The sequence below is a fragment of the Streptomyces anulatus genome (assembly GCF_000721175.1).
Taxonomy (GTDB): Bacteria; Actinomycetota; Actinomycetes; order Streptomycetales; family Streptomycetaceae; genus Streptomyces; species Streptomyces anulatus_C.
Map to the genome: position 1 here is coordinate 67,104 of NZ_JOEZ01000022.1, position 19,319 is coordinate 86,422.

At 71.8% G+C, this 19,319-nt stretch carries 17 protein-coding genes; 11 read left to right on the plus strand and 6 right to left on the minus strand.

The features are described 5' to 3' along the window. Positions 1-29: 29 nt before the first annotated feature. Positions 30-1,034, minus strand: a complete 1,005-nt coding sequence (locus IG90_RS0125360) for an aldo/keto reductase (RefSeq protein ID WP_030588942.1) — start codon at positions 1,032-1,034, stop codon at positions 30-32. Between the two features lie 111 nt (positions 1,035-1,145). Here IG90_RS0125360 and IG90_RS0125365 point away from each other — a divergent pair, with 111 nt between their 5' ends. Continuing rightward, entirely contained in the window at positions 1,146-2,069 is a 924-nt protein-coding gene (locus IG90_RS0125365; protein WP_030588945.1) for a LysR family transcriptional regulator, read from the plus strand. 169 nt (positions 2,070-2,238) lie between these two features. Here the strand turns inward: IG90_RS0125365 and IG90_RS0125370 are convergent, their stop codons facing one another. The 3 genes from IG90_RS0125370 to IG90_RS0125380 form a co-directional block, all read right to left on the minus strand. Beyond that, complete coding sequence (locus IG90_RS0125370) at positions 2,239-4,683, minus strand: MFS transporter (RefSeq protein WP_030588948.1); 2,445 nt, start codon at positions 4,681-4,683, stop codon at positions 2,239-2,241. Between the two features lie 220 nt (positions 4,684-4,903). After that, positions 4,904-5,347, minus strand: coding sequence for an SRPBCC family protein (locus IG90_RS0125375; protein ID WP_030588950.1), 444 nt, complete (start codon positions 5,345-5,347; stop codon positions 4,904-4,906). A gap of 89 nt (positions 5,348-5,436) precedes the next feature. Next, a complete protein-coding gene (locus tag IG90_RS0125380) occupies positions 5,437-5,829 on the minus strand; it encodes a VOC family protein (protein ID WP_030588953.1) in 393 nt (130 codons plus the stop codon). 127 nt (positions 5,830-5,956) lie between these two features. Between IG90_RS0125380 and IG90_RS0125385 the strand changes: the two genes are divergently transcribed. From IG90_RS0125385 to IG90_RS0125395, 3 genes are all read left to right on the plus strand, one after another. After that, entirely contained in the window at positions 5,957-6,430 is a 474-nt protein-coding gene (locus IG90_RS0125385; protein WP_030588956.1) for a radical SAM family protein, read from the plus strand. Between the two features lie 143 nt (positions 6,431-6,573). After that, entirely contained in the window at positions 6,574-8,160 is a 1,587-nt protein-coding gene (locus IG90_RS0125390) for an alpha/beta hydrolase (RefSeq protein ID WP_030588959.1), read from the plus strand. Between the two features lie 76 nt (positions 8,161-8,236). Then, complete coding sequence (locus IG90_RS0125395) at positions 8,237-8,800, plus strand: GNAT family N-acetyltransferase (RefSeq protein WP_030588961.1); 564 nt, start codon at positions 8,237-8,239, stop codon at positions 8,798-8,800. On the opposite strand, the gene IG90_RS0125400 is transcribed toward IG90_RS0125395, so the two are convergent. After that, entirely contained in the window at positions 8,778-9,350 is a 573-nt protein-coding gene (locus tag IG90_RS0125400; protein WP_411572646.1) for an adenylosuccinate lyase, read from the minus strand. The genes IG90_RS0125395 and IG90_RS0125400 overlap by 23 nt on opposite strands. A 360-nt stretch (positions 9,351-9,710) precedes the next feature. Between IG90_RS0125400 and IG90_RS0125405 the strand changes: the two genes are divergently transcribed. Beyond that, positions 9,711-11,492: a 3-hydroxyacyl-CoA dehydrogenase family protein gene (locus tag IG90_RS0125405; protein WP_030588965.1), complete on the plus strand. Its 1,782-nt coding sequence runs from the start codon at positions 9,711-9,713 to the stop codon at positions 11,490-11,492. Positions 11,493-11,583: 91 nt separating this feature from the next. Next, positions 11,584-12,402, plus strand: coding sequence for a TetR family transcriptional regulator (locus tag IG90_RS0125410; RefSeq protein ID WP_030588966.1), 819 nt, complete (start codon positions 11,584-11,586; stop codon positions 12,400-12,402). Here IG90_RS0125410 and IG90_RS0125415 read toward each other — a convergent pair. Next, entirely contained in the window at positions 12,389-13,168 is a 780-nt protein-coding gene (locus IG90_RS0125415) for a restriction endonuclease (protein WP_030588968.1), read from the minus strand. The two genes, IG90_RS0125410 and IG90_RS0125415, sit on opposite strands and share 14 nt — an antisense overlap. A gap of 156 nt (positions 13,169-13,324) precedes the next feature. Here IG90_RS0125415 and IG90_RS0125420 point away from each other — a divergent pair, with 156 nt between their 5' ends. The 5 genes from IG90_RS0125420 (at position 13,325) to IG90_RS0125440 (ending at position 19,316) form a co-directional block, all read left to right on the plus strand. Continuing rightward, a complete protein-coding gene (locus IG90_RS0125420) occupies positions 13,325-14,122 on the plus strand; it encodes a GNAT family N-acetyltransferase (RefSeq protein ID WP_030588970.1) in 798 nt (265 codons plus the stop codon). A gap of 357 nt (positions 14,123-14,479) precedes the next feature. Continuing rightward, on the plus strand, positions 14,480-15,817 hold the full coding sequence (gene ccrA, locus IG90_RS0125425; protein WP_030588973.1) for a crotonyl-CoA carboxylase/reductase: 1,338 nt from the start codon (positions 14,480-14,482) through the stop codon (positions 15,815-15,817). A gap of 9 nt (positions 15,818-15,826) precedes the next feature. Then, positions 15,827-17,839 carry a protein meaA gene (locus tag IG90_RS0125430; protein WP_030588975.1) on the plus strand — a complete coding sequence of 671 codons (2,013 nt, stop codon included), beginning with the start codon at positions 15,827-15,829 and terminating at the stop codon, positions 17,837-17,839. After that, positions 17,836-18,810, plus strand: a complete 975-nt coding sequence (locus IG90_RS0125435; RefSeq protein WP_018513489.1) for an HpcH/HpaI aldolase/citrate lyase family protein — start codon at positions 17,836-17,838, stop codon at positions 18,808-18,810. Before IG90_RS0125430 ends, IG90_RS0125435 begins: the two co-directional genes overlap by 4 nt. Before the next feature lie 2 nt (positions 18,811-18,812). Next, on the plus strand, positions 18,813-19,316 hold the full coding sequence (locus tag IG90_RS0125440; RefSeq protein ID WP_030588977.1) for a MaoC family dehydratase: 504 nt from the start codon (positions 18,813-18,815) through the stop codon (positions 19,314-19,316). Positions 19,317-19,319: the final 3 nt, after the last annotated feature.

Below are 19,319 nucleotides of genomic sequence, written 5' to 3' on the forward strand. Positions count from 1 at the left end.
CGGGGTGGGCATCACCCCGCGACGCACCGTCAGCCCGTCTTCGCGTCCCGCAGCAGCTCCTCGATCCGGGACAGCTCGTCCTCGCCGAACTCCAGGTTCGAGACGGCCTCGACGCTGTTCTCCAGCTGGGCGACGCTGCTCGCGCCGACGACGGCGGAGGTGAGCCGGCCACCGCGCAGCACCCACGCCAGGGCCAGCTGCGCGAGCGACTGGCCCCGCTCCTTCGCCAGGGCGTCCAGCGCGCGCAGCCGCTCCACCAGCTGCGGGGTGACGGCGTCGGGGGTCAGGAACGGGCTCGCGCCCGCGGCCCGGGAGCCTGCCGGGATGCCGCTCAGATAGCGGTCGGTGAGGACGCCCTGCTCCAGCGGCGAGTAGGCGATGGACCCGGCGCCCAGTTCGTCGAGGACGTCCGGCAGCCCGTCGTGCTCGATGCGGCGGTCGAGCATCGAGTAGCGGGGCTGGTGGATGAGCAGCGGGGTGCCGAGGTCCTTCAGGATCGCGGCGGCCTCGCGGGTCTGTGCGGCGGAGTAGTTGGACAGCCCGGCGTACAGCGCCTTGCCCTGCCGTACGGCGGTGTCGAGCGCGCCCATCGTCTCTTCGAGGGGGGTATCGGGGTCGGGCCGGTGGGAGTAGAAGATGTCGACGTACTCGATGCCGAGACGCTTCAGGCTCTGGTCGAGGGAGGAGCGCAGGTACTTGCGCGAGCCCCACTCCCCGTACGGTCCGTCCCACATGTGGTAGCCGGCCTTGGTGGAGATGACGATCTCGTCGCGCAGCCGGGCGAAGTCGGTCGCCAGGGCGCGGCCCAGGGTGAGCTCGGCGGAGCCGGGCGGCGGGCCGTAGTTGTTGGCCAGGTCGAAGTGGGTGATGCCGAGGTCGAAGGCGCGGCGCAGGATGCGGCCCTGCTCCTCGGGCGTCCGGTCCCCTCCGAAGTTGTGCCAGAGGCCGAGGGAGAGCGCGGGCAGCAGGAGACCGCTGCGGCCGGTGCGCCGGTAGGGCATGGCGGAGTAGCGGTCGGCGGACGGCAGGTACATGCGAAAGGCTCCGCGGGGAGAGGGCCGGGGGGACACGCCCAGGCTTCCGCAGATGGATCCAGCAGTCCAACAGGAGATTGCGCTCGGATTCATCGCCTAGATTGCTCAATCATGGAACTGCGTCAGCTGGAGCACTTCGTCGCCGTGGCGGAGGAGCAGCACTTCACCCGCGCCGCCGAGCGCCTCGCCGTCTCGCAGTCCGGGCTCTCCGCCTCCGTACGGGCGCTGGAACAGGAGCTGCGGACCCCGTTGTTCAGCCGCACCACGCGCACGGTCCGGCTCACCGAGGCGGGGCGGGCGCTGCTGGTGGAGGCGGAGCGGACGCTGGCGGGCGCGCGGGCGGCGCGGGACGCGGTCGACGCCGTACGGGGGCTGCTGCGCGGGACGCTGACGGTGGGGGTCGAACAGTGCGTGGCGGGGGTGAGCCCGGCGCGGCTGCTGGCGGCGTTCCACCGGGAGCACCCGCAGATGGAGCTGCGGCTCCGCCAGGAGGGCACCAGCAGCCTGCTGGACGGGGTGGCGGGCGGGCGCCTCGACCTGGCGTTCGCGGCCACGGTCAGCCCGGCGGAGTGGCGCGGGGAGCTGGTGCCGCTGGCCCGGGAACCGATGGTGCTGCTGTGCGCGGCGGGGCACGCGTTCGCCGGGCGGCCGGAGGTGGGGTGGGAGGAGCTGCCGGGGGCGTCGTTCATCGACTTCCATCCGGACTGGGGCCCCCGGCGGGCCGCCGACGAGGCGTTCGCGGCGGCGAGGGTGCGCCGGACGGTGGGCCTGGAGGTCAACGATGTGCACAGCCTCCTGGAGCTGGTGCAGGAGGGACTGGGGATCGCGGTGGTGCCGCACCACTTCTCCCGTAAGCCGGAGGCGGCCCGGCTGGTCGCGGTGGAGCTGGCGGGTGCGTACCGGCCGGTGTACGAGAGCGTGGTGGTGCTTCCGGCGGCGCGGGGTCTGAGTCCGGGGGCGCGGGCGCTGATGCGGCTGGTGCGGGAGGCGGCGGAGGTGCGCCGAGCCCGGCGCACCCGTGTGGGCGGCTCCTAAGGGCTGTCCCGCAGTTCCCGTCCGCCTCACGACGCCATGCACGCACTCTCGCCGCACCGGCCCCGGACCCACGTACGTCCGGTACGAGGGCCTGGGGCCGGCACTCCGAGAGCACCCACCTGACGCCGCGCGGCCGCCCTGCGGACGACGACGGGAATGGACAGGACACCTAGTCCTCGTGGCCGAGCTGGAGGTCGCGCTCGGTACGGCCGCCGCCCGCGACCTGCAGGACGGTGGCGACCGGCGGGTATCCCGCGGCGATCACCGTGTACTCGCCGGACGAGAGGTCGACGAACCGGAACGAGCCGTCGGGTCCGGTGGTGAGGGTGTCCACCACAGTGCCCGCCGCGTCGAGCAGGGTGACCCGGGCGTCCTCTACGGGCCGTCCGCCGGTGGCCCGGACGACGCCGCGCAGGACGGCCCCGCCCGCCAGCTCGACGTCCTGCCGGGTCTCGCGGGCGGCCTGCACGCTGACCGGGAGGGCGGCGGGGCGGAAGGCGGGGGCGCTCGCGGCCAGCGTGTACTCGCCGGCGACCAGTTCGCCGATGACATAGCCGCCCTCACGCCCGGTGCGGGTGGAGGCGACGACCTCGCCGCGTACGTCGGTGAGGGTGACGGCCGCGTCGCGTACGGGAGCCCCGTCGGGGGTGAGGACGGATCCGGCGAGGCGTCCGGCCCCGCCGAGCACCACGTCCAGCTCGACGGGGCGCTCGCCCACGGTGACGCTGACGGCCTGCGGCTGGTGGCCGCCCGCCGCGGCGATCAGGACGTAGGACCCGGCGCCGGGGACGCTGAGCGCGTACCGCCCGTCCTCGCCGCTGGCCCCGCGCCCGATCTGCCGCCCCTGGACGTCGATGAGGGTGAGCGCGGCGCGGGGGACGGTGGTGCCGTCGGAGTGCTGGACGCTGCCGTGGACCGGGACCCCGGAGAGGTGACCGGCGGCCGGCCGGCCGGAGTCGGCGCGGGCGGCGGGGATCTGCGTGGTCTCGGCGGCGGCTTCGGGGCTGTGGTGGGACACCAGCGGTTTCTCCTTGAGGAAGAAGGCGAGGATCAGGCCGAGCACGAGCACCGGCACCAGGTAGAGGAAGATGCGCGGCATGGCGTCGACGTACGCCTGGATGTAGGCGTCGCGCAGTGCGGGTTCCATCGCGTGCACGATCTGCGGGGTGATCGACTCGGGGTCGGGCAGCTCCGCGCCGACGGGCAGGTGTACGCCGAGGGCGTCGGAGAGCCGCCCGGCGAACAGCGTGCCGAAGATCGCCGCGCCGACGCTGCCGCCGATCTGCCGGAAGTAGTTGTTGGCGCTGGTGGCGGTGCCGAGGTCCGAGGGGCGTACGGAGTTCTGCACGGCGAGTACCAGGACGGACATGACCAGTCCGATGCCGATGCCGAGGACGGCCTGGTAGAAGCCGTACGCCAGGGGGGAGGTGTCCGCCTCCAGCAGGGACAGCAGCCACATGCCGAGCACCGAGACGGCGCTGCCGACGATCGGGTAGACGCGGTAGCGGCCGGTGCGGGTGATGAGCCGGCCGGAGACGACGGAGCCGCCGACGATGCCCATCATCATCGGGAGCATCAGCAGCCCGGATTCGGTGGCGCTGGCCCCGTCGACCATCTGGAGGTAGGTGGGGAGGTAGCTGGCGGCCCCGAAGAGCGCGATGCCGACGACCGCGCCGACCAGTCCGGTGACGTTGAAGACGGAGTCGCGGAACAGCCGCAGCGGAATGACCGGTTCTACGGCCCGGTGTTCGGCGGCGACGAAAAGCACCGCCGCGAGAACCGCGGCCGCCGAGAGGCCCAGGATGGTTCGCGATCCCCAGGCGTACTCGGTGCCGCCCCAGCTGGTGACCAGCACCAGGCAGGTGGAGGCGACCGCGAGGAGCACCGCGCCCAGGACGTCGAGGCGGGGCCGGACTGCGGGCCTGGGCAGCTTGAGGACGACCGCGATGACGGCCAGGGTGACCAGGCCGAAGGGCACGTTGACGTAGAAGCACCAGCGCCAGGAGGCGTGGTCGGTGAAGAAGCCGCCGAGCAGCGGTCCGGCGACCGAGGCGAGGCCGAAGACCGCGCCGATGAGGCCCATGTAGCGGCCGCGCTCCCGGGCCGGGACGATGTCCGCGATGATCGCCTGAACGCCGATCATGAGGCCGCCGCCGCCGATGCCCTGGATGGCGCGGAAGGCGATCAGCTCGTCCATGGTGCGCGACCAGCCCGCCAGCGCGGAGCCGATGATGAAGACGACGATGGCGAACTGGAAGACGCCCTTGCGGCCGAAGAGGTCGCCGAGCTTGCCGTAGAGCGGCAGCACGATGGTGGAGGCGAGGAGGTAGGCGGTGACCGCCCAGGACATCTTCTCCAGGCCGTGCAGCTCACCGACGATCTTCGGCAGGGCGGTGGCGACGATCATCTGGTCGAGCGCCGCGAGCAGCAGGGTGAGCATCAGTCCGAGGAAGACCGTGCGGACCTTGCGGGGGCTGATCTCCGCCGCGTCCGGGCCGGGTCCGGCCGGAGGGGGTGGCGGGGGCGGGGCGGCGAGGGCTCCGGCGGTCGCGGCCGTACCGTCCGGTCCCGTGCCGTCCGGCTCGTCCTTCACCAGCGTGATACCGCCCACCACGTAACGCTCCCCTCGTCGCACCTGCGCCGCCCTTTCTCGCATCGCGCGGCAAGGCGGGGCAAACGTGACGAGGGGCGCGTACAGCGCACACGAAGGGCTTATGCGCCGGTGGGAGCCGCTACGGCGCACAACCGGCCACCCCGGAAAACCACCCGTTCCGGTGAGGCCGACCGTGCTCGCGGAGGTCGGATCGTCCGACCTCGGGTGCGGGGATGGGGAGTTACTTCTCGACCTCGGTGGCGAGGTTCTGGAGCAGTTCGTCGTAGATCCGGCCGAGGCCCTTGGGCGCGAAGGTCCGCTCGAAGAACCCGCCGATGCCGCCCGCGCCGTCCCAGACCGTGGTCACGACGGCCTTGGACTTCCCCTCACCGGCCGGGGTTACGGTCCAGGTGGTGACCATGGAGGAGTTGCGGTCCTTCTCGACGAGCTGCCCGTCGGTCGGCTCGCTGACCTCCAGCAGGCAGTCGCGGACGCGCTTGCTGGTGGCCTGGAGCTTCCAGTGGACGAGGGTGCCCTCGCCGTCGCCGCCCTCCCGGACCTCGTACTCGCTGAAGTGCCCGGTCAGCACCTTGCCGCGGACGTCCTTGTAGTCGGCCAGCGCGTCGAACACCGCCTCTGCGTCCGCCGCGATGATCCGCTCCGTGGTGGCCTCGACCTGAGCCATGGCTGTTCCTCCAGCACTCGGTGTGTTCGGTGGGTGAGCTGAGCCAACCACCTCGGGCACAACCGCTCAAAATCGGGGCCGGAAGGGGGTCAGGGGCAGCGGTCCGCGAGGACGCAGAACTCGTTGTCCTCCGGGTCGGCGAGGACGATCCAGCTCTCGTCGCCCTGACCGACGTCGGCGCGGCGGGCGCCCAGGCCGAGCAGCCGGCGCACCTCGTCGTCCTGCTCCCGGTCGGTGGGACTGACGTCGATGTGGAGCCGGTTCTTGACGGTCTTGCCCTCGGGCACCCGCGCGAAGGTCAGCACCGGCGGCACGGGGCCGGGTCGGTCCCTGCCCTCGGGCACCGCGGGCGAGCCGATGGTGACGACGCCTCCGTCCTCGTCCTCGCGCAGCACCTCGTAGTCGAGGACCGAGCACCAGAAGCGGGCGAGGCCCACGGGGTCGGCGCAGTCGATCGCGAGCTCGGTGAACTTGCCGGCCATGGTCGGGGCCTCCCGGTCACGTAGCGGGTCTTCCGGAGCACCCCACGCTAGGGGGTGAGGAGCCTCCCTCGCACGATCAAGGGAACAAATGTTCTATTCTTCGGTCAGCTCTACCGAGGAGGCGTCCATGCGCTGGGACAATCTGGTCGAGAACGGCTCGACGACCGGGAACAGCGCGCTCTTCGCCGCGGGTGCGGTGACCACGCGCACGTTCGACACCCCTGAATTCCGGGGGATCACCTTCCATGAGATCCGGGCCCGTTCGATCCTGAACCGGGTGCCCGGGGCCTCGCGAATGCCGTTCGAATGGACGGTGAACCCCTACCGGGGCTGCACGCACCTGCGCCCCGGCGCGCGCGAGTGGTACCTGCACTGGCTGGGGCGGCACCATCCGCGTCTGGTGCCGCGCTACGAGCGGATGTACGCGGACGGGGCGTACGCGCCCACCTGGTACCAGCGCCGGATCACGCGTCAGGTGCACGAGCTGGCGGACGAGTTCGGGATCGGACCGGCGCTCCGGGGCGGGGCCCGGCGGACCGGCCCGGATCCCGGGCCGGCCGCCGCGCCGGAGCCGGGCCCCACCCAGCTGACCCTGCTGTGAGGCCGTGAGGTCCCCGGTGGGGCCGATGGCGTGACCGTACGGGTCGACTCCGCGCGGAACGGGCCCTTCCGCCGGGGAATTCGGGGAGCATGCGGCGGGGACCGGTGATCCGGCGCCGCGTCCCGCCACCCCGGGAGGCCCCCTTGACGAAACGTGCAGGAATTCTGGTCGCCGTCGGTGCGACCGTCGCCGGTCTGCTGACCGCGGCGCCCGCGCCGGCCGCCGCCACCGCGGCGAGCACTCCGCCCGCGCCGAAGCCGAAGTGGACCGACTGTCCGACCGAGAGCTACCCCACGCTCCAGTGCGCGAAGGTCCGCGCCCCGCTGGACCACCGCCGTCCGTCGGGCCGTCAGGTCACGCTCGCGCTGTCCCGCGTCCCGCACACCGCGAAGACCTCCCAGGGCCCGCTGCTGGTCAATCCCGGCGGTCCGGGCGGCAGCGGCCTGTCGATGGCCGGGTTCGTGGCGTCCTCGCTGCCGAAGAAGGTCGCCGCCCAGTACGACGTGATCGGCTTCGACCCGCGCGGTGTCGGCAGGAGCACCCCGGCCCTGAACTGCCTGCCAGGACACTTCGACCCGGTGCGCCCGGACTCGGTGCCGGACTCCTACCGCTCGGAGCGGATCAACCGCGACCGGGCGGAGTCCTTCGCCGAGGCCTGCGGGGAGAAGCACGGCGACGTGCTGCCGTACATGGACACGGTGAGCGCCGCCGAGGACCTCGAGGTGATCCGCCGCGCGCTGGGCTCCCGGCAGATCAACTACTTCGGCTACTCCTACGGCACCTACCTCGGCGCGGTCTACGCCAAGCTGTACCCGGAGCGCGTGCGCCGCCTGGTCCTGGACTCGGTCGTCGACCCGGACGACGTCTGGTACGAGGGCAACCTCGGCCAGGACCCCGCGTTCGACGACCGCCACGAGGCCTTCGCCGCCTGGGTCGCGAAGAACGACGCGGCGTACGGCCTGGGCACCGACCCGGCAGGCGTCGAGGCCGCCTGGTACAGGATGCGGGCGGACGTGGCGCGGGAGCCCGCGGGCGGCACGGTCGGCGCGAGCGAGCTGGAGGACACCTTCCTGCCCGGCGGGTACTACAACGGCTACTGGCCCTACCTCGCCGAGGCGTTCGCCGCGTACGTGAAGAACCGGGACGCCGAGGCGCTGGTCGAGGTGTACGAGGACTTCGGCGCGGTCGACGCCGGCGGCGACAACGGCTACTCGGTCTACACCGCCGTCCAGTGCCGCGACGCCGGCTGGCCGGAGCACTGGAGCACCTGGCGCAACGACAGCCGCCGGATCCACAAGAAGGCGCCGTTCATGACCTGGAACAACACCTGGTACAACGCGCCGTGCGCGAACTGGCCGGTGGCGCCGCTGCACCCGGTCCAGGTGAACAACCGTCAGCTGCCCCCGGCACTCATCCTCCAGGCCACGGACGACGCCGCGACCCCGTACGGCGGCGCGGTCAGCATGCACCGCAAGCTGAAGGGCTCCAGCCTCGTCGTGGAGGAGGGCGGCGGCAACCACGGCATCACGCTGAGCGGCAACGACTGCCTGGACGAGCACCTGGCGGCCTATCTGACCGACGGAACGGTCCCGCGCGGCCGGGGCGGGGCGGACGCGGTCTGCGCCGCCCTCCCGGACCCGAAGCCGCTGCCCGCCGAGAAGGCGGCGGCCCAGTCGGTGGACAACAGCAAGGGAAGCCGCCTGCACGGCCTGCTCGGCTTCCGCCGCTGAGCCGTTCACCACTGCCCCGGCGGCACCGGTGAAAACGGCGGGCGGAATGCGAGGGGGTGGGCGATGATTGCCCGGCATGAGGCACTCCACCACTCCCCCGCACCCGCCCGGCGCCACGATCCGCGACATGCGGATCGAGGACTGCGAGGCGGTCGCCGCGATCCGGGTGCGCGGCTGGCAGCACGCGTACCGGGGCATGATTCCGCAGCCGTACCTGGACGCGATGGACATCGGCCGCGAGACCGGGCAGCGCCGCGCGTACTTCGCCGAGCGCGGCGAGGCCGTCAACGTGGTGGCGGAACGCCCCGACGGCACGGTGACCGGCTGGGCCTGCACCGGCCCGCACCGCGCGGAGGGCCGCCCGCTCCCCGGGTGCGAGCTGTACGCGATCTACGTACTGCCCGAGCACATCGGGACCGGGACCGGCCGCGCCCTGCTGGCCGAACTGACGGCCCGGGCCGTCGCCGCGGGGCACCCGGAGATGGCGCTGTGGGTGCTCCGGGAGAACGCGGCGGCGCGCCGGTTCTACGAGCGTGCCGGGTTCCGGCCGGACGGCGCCGAGGAGGACTTCGAGGCGGGCGGGGCCATGGTGCCCGAGGTGCGCTACGTCCGCCCGCTCACTCCCCCGGCAGCCGGCTGAGCGCCTGAGCAGCCGCCGTACCGAGGCGCGGATGCGGGAGGGCCGCCGTGAGGACCGGGCGGGCCTGTTCGTCGGCGAGGCGGCCCAGACCCTCGACGCAGGCGAGGGCGACGCGCCAGTGCGGTTCACCGGGGGCCAGCAGGCGTTGGAGGGTGGCGACCAGGGCGGGCACCGATTCGGGTGCCCGCAGGTCGGTCAGCAGGCGCACCGGGTGCAGGGCGTATGCGGTGCGCAGCGCGTTGGTGGCGAGGGCGGCGGCGGCCCGCGGGGTGCGGGGGTCGTTCAGGCGGGCCAGGGCGTGGGCGGCGGAGACGCAGCGTTCGGGGTCGCGGTGGTTGAGCAGGAGCACCAGCGCCTCGAAGGCCCGCGGGTCGCCCGCGCAGCCGAGCCGGAAGGCGGCCATCTCGCGGGCCCACAGGGGGCGGTGCGGCTCCACGAGGACGCGGGCCAGCTCCTCGGGGTCCTCGGCGGCGACCAGCCGGGCGTACTGCGGCGACCCGGCCGCCTCGGGTTCCAGCCGGTCCATGAGTGAACGGAACTCCTCATCCATGACGCTCAGCGTATCGACGGACACGCTCCGCACGGGGCGGCATCGGGGAGTCCATGTGGTCCAGGGCACAAGGATCCAGGGGTGGCGCGCTCGTTACTCGCCGGTTAGTCTCATCTGAGCGGGGCACACTCCCCGCAGGCTCCGGTGGCCTGGTGACGCAGCCATCCGGAGAGCTTGTCGGTTCGGCTTTTCCGTGCGACGTGACTCCGGGACAGAGTCCGTCACCCCTCACGGCCGGGCGCGCTCCGTGCGCCCCGGCCTCGTGCTCCACGACACGCAGCTTCCGTACGCCACGCGCCGCTCCCTCATCGCCGCGCGTTTCCGTGCTCCCACAGTCGTCACTCACCCTGGAGTCCCGTGATGGACACCCCTCTCTCCACCATCGCCGTCGTCGGCCTCGGCACCATGGGCACCGGCATCGCCGAGGTCCTGGCCCTGGCGGGCCGCGAGGTCATCGGCATCGACATCAGCGAGGCCGCCGCCCTGGGGGCCGTCGCCTCCCTCGAAGCGTCCACCGCGCGGGCCGTGGGCCGTGGACGGATCACCGAGCAAAAGCGGAGCGACGCCCTCGCCCGCTTCCGTACGTCCGACGACCTGCGCACCGCCGCCAAGGCCGAGCTGGTCATCGAGGTGGTGCCGGAGACGTACGAGATCAAGCAGCAGGTGTTCCGGGAGCTCGACGCGGTCGTCTCCCCCACCGCGATCCTGGCGACCGGCACCAACGCCCTGTCGGTGACCCGGCTGGCAGCCGAGTCCCAGCACCCCGAGCGCGTCCTCGGCCTGCACTTCTTCAACCCGGCGCCCGCGATGAAGCTGGTCGAGGTGGTCTCCTCGGTGCTGACCGCGCCGCCCGCCGTCGAGGCCGTCACCAGGCTGGCCCGGGAGCTGGGCAAGGAGCCCGTCGCGGTCGGCGACCGGCCCGGGTTCGTCGCGGACGGGCTGCTCTTCGGCTATCTCAACCAGGCCGCCGCGATGTACGAGGCGAACTACGCCTCCCGCGAGGACATCGACGCGGCGATGAAGCTGGGCTGCGGGCTGCCGATGGGGCCCCTCGCCCTGCTGGACCTGATCGGGATCGACACCGCCCGCACCGTCCTGGAGGCCATGTACGCCGAGTCGCACGACCGGCTGCACGCCCCGGCCCCCGTCCTCGGGCAGCTCAGCAGTGCGGGCCTGACCGGCCGCAAGGCCGGGCGCGGTTTCTACACGTACGACGCCCCGGGCGGCCAGGACGTGGTGCCCGACGCGCTGACCCCGGCGGCCGACACCGCCTCCGGGGCGGGGCGCGAGGTGGCGTCCGTCGGGGTCGCGGGCTCCGGGACGATGGCCTCGGGCATCGCCGAGGTCTTCGCGAAGGCCGGATACGGTGTGGTGCTGGCGGCCAGGACCCAGGAGAAGGCCGACGTCGCCAAGGGCCGGATCGCGAAGTCGCTGGAGCGCTCGGTGACCAAGGGGCGGCTGACCGCCGAGGCCCGGGACGAGACGCTGGCCCGGATCACGGCGGCCGGTTCGCTGGACGCGTTCGCCGAGGTCGACCTCGCCGTCGAGGCGGTCGCCGAGGACCTGGAGATCAAGCAGCAGCTGTTCGCCTCGCTGGACAAGGTCTGCCGGCCGGGTGCGGTGCTCGCCACCACCACCTCCTCGCTGCCGGTCGTCGCCATCGCCCGGGCGACCGCGCGCCCCGAGGACGTGATCGGGATGCACTTCTTCAACCCGGCGCCCGCGATGAAGCTGGTCGAGGTCGTCCGCACCGTCCTGACCGCCGACGATGTGCACGCCACGGTCCGCGCGGTGTGCGCGAAGATCCGCAAGCACCCGGTGGACTGCGGGGACCGGGCCGGGTTCATCGTGAACGCGCTGCTGTTCCCGTACCTGAACAACGCGATCAAGATGGTCGAGGAGCACTACGCCTCGCTGGACGACATCGACGCGGCGATGAAGCTGGGCGGCGGCTACCCGATGGGCCCGTTCGAACTGCTCGACGTGGTCGGCCTGGACGTCTCGCTGGCCATCGAGAAGGTGCTGCACAAGGAGTTCCGCGACCCGGGCCTCGCGCCCGCGCCGCTGCTCGAGCACCTGGTCGCCGCGGGCTGCCTCGGCCGCAAGACGGGGCGCGGCTTCCGCGAATATGCCCGTCGCTGACCCGGGAGCCGGGTGGGGCGGGCTGCTGGGACCCTCCGGCGGCCCGCCCCCGCAGGCGCGCTCTCCTGCACCGATGCGTTACGTTCATGCCATGTCCCAGCCCGCCAAGTCACCCCGTGCCACCGCCGCGAACGACGCCCCGGAGACCACCACCGCGGGGACGCGCGCCGCCGCCCAACGGCTCAAGATGCGCCGCGAACTGGCCGCCGCCGCGATGGAGCTCTTCGCCACGAAGGGCTACGAGGCGACCACCGTCGACGAGATCGCGGGCGCCGCGGGTGTCGCCCGGCGGACCTTTTTCCGCCACTTCCGTTCCAAGGAAGAGGCCATCTTCCCGGACCACGACGACACCCTCGTCAGGGCCGAGGCCGTCCTCAACGCCGCCCCCGCGCACGAGCACCCGCTCGACACCGTCTGCCGCGGCATCAAGGAAGTCATGAAGATGTACGCGGCCAAGCCCGCCGTCTCCGTGGCCCGCTACAAACTGACCCGTGAGGTGCCGACCCTCCGGGAGGCCGAGATCGCGTCGGTGGCCCGCTACGAGCGGCTGTTCACCCGCTATCTCCTGGGCCACTTCGACGAGCGCGACCACCACGTGGGCAACGACGACCCGCTGCTCGCTGAGGTCGCAGCGTCCGCCGTGGTCACCGCGCACAACCATGTGCTGCGACGCTGGCTGCGGGCGGGCGGCCAGGGCGACGTGGAGGCCCAGCTCGACCGCGCCTTCGCCATCGTGCGCGACACCTTCGGCACGGGCATCGGCGCGGGCCGGACCGCGGGGGCCGAGCCCGAGCGCGCCCCGGCGGCGACGGTGGCCGCGGAAGGCGAGGTCCTCGTCGCGGTGGCGCGCACCGACGCCCCGCTGGACGAGGTCATGCGGACGATCCAGCAGGCGCTCAAGGACCGCTGAGCCCTGCGGCCGGTCCTTCGGCGGGGACCGCCGCCGTCTCCCAGGGCGGCGGTGCGCCGCCCTCGCTCCAGGCCGCCAGCTCCTCGGGGCCGTAGCAGAGAATGGCGCACTGCTCCGCGTAGTCGAGCGCGGGTTCGGTGAAGCCTCCGGTGGAGACGACGAGCGCGATGTCCGCTTCGTGCACCGCGTAGCAGGTGCCGCCGAACCGCTGGAGGTCCTGGGAGCCGGCCCGGTTCTCCGGGCCGTAGCGCTTGCACTGGACGACCAGGCGGCGGCCGTCCGGGGTGGTCGCGAGGACGTCCGCGCCCAGGTCGCCGGCGCCGCCCACCACCTCGGCGTCCGGGCAGCCGTCGCGCCGGCAGAGTTCGGCCACGGCCTCCTCGAAGGCGTACGGGTCCAGCTCCGCGTGGTCGACCGGACCGGCGGGCTCCGGGGGCTCGGGACGGGCCTGGGCGCGAGCCGCTTCCGCGGCGTCCAGCTCCGCGACGCCCGCGTCGACGATCCGGTACGCCGCATCCGTGACGGCCGCCGCGACCCGGCGCGCCCGACGGCGGCGGCGCAGCACCACGAAGGCGGCTGCGAGGGCCAGGACGGCCGACAGCGCGGCGGCGACCGGAGGGAGCCCGGTGCCGCGCCAGGCGGCCCGCAGCGCCATGCCGCCGCCCGCGAGGATCAGCGCGCACAGCGCGAACCCGAAGGTGGTGCGCCGGAGGTCGAAAGAAGCGCGTCGCTCCCGGATGCTCCGTCCGCGGGTCGGTATCGCCATCGGTGCCGCACCTCTGCTTCCTCACCACTTCATGATCAATTGACTCCGGACACCTGCCCCCAGCTGGGCTTTCGACGCGTCCGCACCGAGCCGTTCCTTGTGGGCGGCGGCCGAAACCCGTTGGTTTACCGATCACCGCTGTGCTGAGGTGCGAGGATGCGGCCGACCGAGACACGTGACCTGTTCGACCGCGCGATGCGCGAGCACGCCCGCCCGGAGGGGCCCGGCGTACGCGTGGAGCGCGCCGGCCCCCTGGTGCGCCAGGTCGGCGGCCCCGAGGACTGGAACGGGGTCGTCTGGTCGGACCCGGCCCTGGACGCCGCGGGGGCCGACGCGGCGATCAGGGCCCAGATCGAGCACTACACCGCGCTCGGTCACGAGGAGTTCGAGTGGAAGCTCTACTCGCATGACCGGCCCGCCGATCTGGGCGACCGGCTGCGGGCGGCCGGATTCGTACCGGACCCGCCGGAGACCCTGCTGGTCGCCCCCGTCGAGGCGCCGGCCTCCCGGCCCGGGTCCGGGGTCCCCGAGGGCGTCGTCCTGCGCCCGGTGACCGACGCGGCCGGGGTCGAGCTGATGGCCCGGGCCCACGAGCGGGCCTTCGGCACGGACGCCGGCCGGCTGCGCCGCCAGGTGCTGGCGCGGTTGGAGCAGGCCGGGGACGACTTCGTGGCGATCGTGGCGACGGCCGGAGAGGAACCGGTCAGCTCGGCCCGTATGGAGCTGTACCCCGGCACGGGCTTCGCCGGCCTCTGGGGCGGCGGAACGGTCGCCGAGTGGCGCGGCAGGGGCCTGTACCGGGCCCTGGTCGCCCACCGGGCCGCGGTGGCCGCCGAGCGCGGCTACCGCTACCTCCAGGTCGACGCGAGCGACCTGTCGGCCCCGATCCTGGCCCGGCTCGGATTCTCGGCGCTCGGCACGACGACGCCGTACGTGTACCGCGCGGCACGATAGCCGCCCGCCAGCAGGACAGAACGTCCCGTAACGCCCATCGTGTTGCTCATGCGTGCCTACGAGATGACAAGTGAGAGAAATTGTTGGCACTGGGTGCCTTGTCAGGTGTCACAGAGTGCCATACGTTGAAGGTGTCCGGGCGGCCGGCGTGCTGAGACCTCACACGTACGCCGGCTGTCCCCGCAACCACCGTGCTGCGCGCCCGGACGCCTGCGTCACAGGCACCCTTCTTGCTCCACCGGGCAAAGCCGAGCTCCACCCGCCGAACCGACGGCAAACACCTCCACACCGCACCCCTCCCCTGCCAGCAGGGCCCCTCAAGCGTTCCCTCGACGCCGCATCACCGGAGGCAACACCGTGAAGGAAATCCTGGACGCGATCCAATCGCAGGACAGCACCGCCGCGGACTTCGCGGCCCTGTCCCTCCCCGAGTCCTACCGCGCGATCACCGTGCACAAGGACGAGGCGGAAATGTTCGCGGGGCTCGACACCCGTGACAAGGACCCCCGCAAGTCGATCCACCTGGACGACGTCCCGGTCCCCGAACTCGGCCCCGGCGAGGCCCTGGTCGCCGTGATGGCCAGTTCGGTGAACTACAACTCCGTCTGGACCTCGATCTTCGAGCCGGTGTCGACGTTCAGCTTCCTCGAGCGCTACGGCAGGCTCAGCGAGCTGACCAAGCGCCACGACCTGCCGTACCACGTCATCGGCTCCGACCTGGCGGGCGTCGTCCTGCGCACCGGCCCCGGCGTGAACGCCTGGAACCCGGGCGACGAGGTCGTCGCGCACTGCCTCTCGGTCGAACTGGAGTCCTCCGACGGCCACAACGACACGATGCTCGACCCCGAGCAGCGGATCTGGGGCTTCGAGACCAACTTCGGCGGCCTGGCGGAGATCGCGCTCGTCAAGTCCAACCAGCTGATGCCCAAGCCCCAGCACCTCAGCTGGGAGGAGGCCGCCGCCCCGGGCCTGGTCAACTCCACCGCGTACCGCCAGCTCGTCTCGCGCAACGGCGCGGGCATGAAGCAGGGCGACAACGTGCTGATCTGGGGCGCCAGCGGCGGACTCGGCTCCTACGCCACCCAGTTCGCGCTGGCCGGCGGCGCCAACCCGATCTGTGTCGTCTCCAGCCCGGAGAAGGCCGACATCTGCCGCGCCATGGGCGCGGACGCGGTCATCGACCGCAACGCCGAGGGCTACAAGTTCTGGAAGGACGAGCACACCCAGGACCCCAGGGAGTGGAAGCGGCTCGGCAAGCGCATCCGCGAGCTGACCGGCGGCGAGGACGTCGACATCGTCTTCGAGCACCCCGGCCGCGAGACCTTCGGCGCGAGCGTCTACGTCACCCGCAAGGGCGGCACGATCGTCACCTGCGCCTCCACCTCGGGCTACAACCACGAGTACGACAACCGCTACCTGTGGATGTCGCTCAAGAGGATCGTCGGCTCCCACTTCGCCAACTACCGCGAGGCGTGGGAGGCCAACCGCCTGATCGCCAAGGGCAAGATCCACCCGACGCTCTCCAAGGTCTACTCCCTTCAGGACACCGGCCAGGCCGCGTACGACGTCCACCGCAACCTGCACCAGGGGAAGGTCGGCGTCCTGGCGCTGGCCCCCCGGGAGGGTCTCGGCGTGCGCAACGAGGAAATGCGCGAGCAGCACATCGACGCCATCAACCGCTTCCGCAACGTCTGAGGTTCCCCGATGAACGAACGTCAGAAGGACCGGCCCTGGCTCATGCGGACGTACGCCGGTCACTCGACCGCCGAGGCGTCCAACGAGCTGTACCGCCGCAACCTCGCCAAGGGCCAGACGGGTCTCTCGGTCGCCTTCGATCTGCCGACGCAGACCGGATACGACCCGGACCACATCCTCGCCCGCGGCGAGGTGGGCCGTGTCGGTGTTCCCGTCTCGCACCTCGGTGACATGCGGCGGCTGTTCCAGGACATCCCCCTGGAGCAGATGAACACCTCGATGACGATCAACGCGACCGCCATGTGGCTGCTGGCGCTCTACCAGGTGGTCGCGGAGGAGCAGGGGGCCGACCCCGAAAAGCTCCAGGGGACGACGCAGAACGACATCGTGAAGGAGTACCTCTCGCGCGGGACGCACGTCTTCCCGCCGGTGCCCTCCCTGCGGCTGACCACGGACATGATCACGTACACGGTCAACCGCATCCCCAAGTGGAACCCGATCAACATCTGCAGCTACCACCTCCAGGAGGCGGGGGCCACCCCGGTCCAGGAGATCGCGTACGCCATGTCGACCGCCATCGCGGTGCTCGACGCGGTCCGCGACTCGGGCCAGGTGCCCGAGGAGAAGTTCGGTGACGTGGTCGCCCGGATCTCGTTCTTCGTGAACGCGGGCGTCCGCTTCATCGAGGAGATGTGCAAGATGCGCGCCTTCGGCCGCATCTGGGACCGCGTCACCCGCGAGCGGTACGGCATCACCGACGCCAAGCAGCGCCGTTTCCGCTACGGCGTCCAGGTCAACTCCCTCGGGCTGACCGAGGCGCAGCCGGAGAACAACGTCCAGCGCATCGTCCTGGAGATGCTGGCCGTCACGCTCTCCAAGGACGCCCGCGCCCGCGCCGTACAGCTGCCGGCCTGGAACGAGGCGCTGGGCCTGCCCCGGCCCTGGGACCAGCAGTGGTCGCTGCGGATCCAGCAGGTGCTGGCGCACGAGAGCGACCTGCTGGAGTACGAGGACATCTTCGCCGGTTCGCACGTCATCGAGGCGAAGGTGGACTCGCTGGTCGAGGAGTCGCTGGCGGAGATCGACCGGATCCAGCAGATGGGCGGCGCGATGGCGGCCGTCGAGTCCGGCTACCTCAAGTCGGAGCTGGTCTCCTCGCACGCGGCGCGCCGGGCCCGGATCGAGGGCGGCGAGGAGAAGATCGTCGGCGTCAACATCTACGAGACGACCGAGCCCAACCCGCTCACCGCCGACCTCGACGGCGCGATCATGACGGTCGACCCCGAGAACGAGGCCCGCGTCGTCGCCGCCCTGCACGAGTGGCGGGACAACCGCGACGAGGCGCGCGCCTCCGAGGCGCTGGCCGCGCTGAAGAAGGCGGCGGCGGGCACCGAGAACATGATGGAGGCCACCGTCGAGTGCGCCCGCGCGGGCGTCACCACCGGCGAGTGGTCCTGGGCGCTGCGGGACGTCTTCGGCGAGTTCCGCGCACCCACCGGGGTCTCCTCGGCCCCGGTGGCGGTCAGCGCCGAGCCGGGCAGCACGCTCGCCCTGGTCCGCGAGAAGGTCACCCGCACCGCAGCCGACCTGGGCGTGGGGCGGCTGCGGCTGCTGGTCGGCAAGCCGGGCCTGGACGGGCACTCCAACGGGGCCGAGCAGATCGCCGTACGGGCCAGGGACGCCGGGTTCGAGGTGGTCTACCAGGGGATCCGACTGACCCCCGAGCAGATCACCGACGCGGCGCTGGCCGAGGACGTGCACTGCGTGGGGCTCTCCATCCTCTCCGGCTCGCACGCGGAGCTGGTGCCCGACGTCCTGCACCGGCTGCGCGAGGCCGGGGCCCCCGACATCCCGGTGATCGCGGGCGGCATCATCCCGCCGGCCGACGCCGCCGCGCTCATCGAAGCCGGTGTGGCGGCCGTCTTCACCCCGAAGGACTTCGGCATCACCGAGATCATCGGCCGTATCGTCGACGAGATCCGGAAAGCGAACAAGCTCGACCCCCTGGAGGTCTCCGCATGACCACGCCCACCACCCCCGTGAACCGGCTGCGCCCCCGGCGCTCGTGTCTGGCCGTGCCGGGCTCGAACCCGCGCTTCCTGGAGAAGGCCCAGGGGCTCCCGGCTGACCAGGTCTTCCTCGACCTGGAGGACGCCTGCGCGCCGCTCGCCAAGGAGGGCGCCCGCCACACCATCGTGGACGCGCTGAACAACGGTGACTGGAGCGGCAAGACCCGGGTCGTGCGGGTCAACGACTGGACCACGCACTGGACGTACCGGGACGTCATCACGGTCGTCGAGGGCGCGGGGCCGAACCTCGACTGCATCATGCTGCCGAAGGTCCAGGACGCCCAGCAGGTCGTGGCGCTGGACCTGCTGCTGACCCAGATCGAGAAGACGATGGGCTTCGAGGTCGGGAAGATCGGCATCGAGGCGCAGATCGAGAACGCCAAGGGCCTGGTGAACATCGACGACATCGCCGCCGCCTCGCCCCGCCTGGAGACGCTGATCTTCGGCCCGGCCGACTTCATGGCCTCGATCAACATGAAGACCCTGGTCGTCGGCCAGCAGCCGCCCGGCTACCCGGCGGACGCCTACCACTACATCCTGATGCGCATCCTGATGGCGGCCCGTACGCACGACCTCCAGGCGATCGACGGCCCGTTCCTCCAGATCCGTGACGTGGACGCCTACCGCGAGGTCGCCGGCCGCGCCGCCGCCCTCGGCTTCGACGGCAAGTGGGTGCTGCACCCGGGTCAGGTCGACGCGGCCAACGAGGTGTTCTCGCCCTCGCAGGAGGACTACGACCACGCCGAGCTGATCCTCGACGCGTACGACTGGTGCACCTCCGAGGAGGGCGGCAAGAAGGGCTCCGCGATGCTCGGCGACGAGATGATCGACGAGGCCAGCCGCAAGATGGCACTGGTGATCGCGGGCAAGGGCCGGGCCGCCGGAATGCAGCGCACCTCCAAGTTCGAAGCACCGGAGGCCTGATCATGCAGTTCGGACGCACTTTTGAGGAGTTCGAGGTCGGTGCCGTCTACAAGCACTGGCCCGGGAAGACGGTCACGGAGTACGACGACCACCTCTTCTGCCTGCTGACCATGAATCACCACCCGCTGCACATGGACAGCAACTACGCGGAGAAGACGACCGACTTCGGGAAGAACGTCGTCGTCGGCAACTACGTCTACTCGCTGCTGCTCGGCATGTCGGTGCCGGACGTCTCCGGGAAGGCCATCGCCAACCTGGAGGTCGAATCGCTGAAGCACATCGCGCCGACCTTCCACGGCGACACGATCTACGGTGAGACGACCGTGCTGGACAAGACCCCGTCGAAGTCCAAGAACGACCGCGGGATCGTGTACGTGGAGACCAGGGGCTACAAGCAGGACGGCACCGTGGTCTGCGTGTTCCGGCGCAAGGTGATGGTTCCCACCGAGACGTACATCAAGGAGCGCGGCGGCGAACAGCCGGGCCGCCCGACGCCGTCCAACTAACCG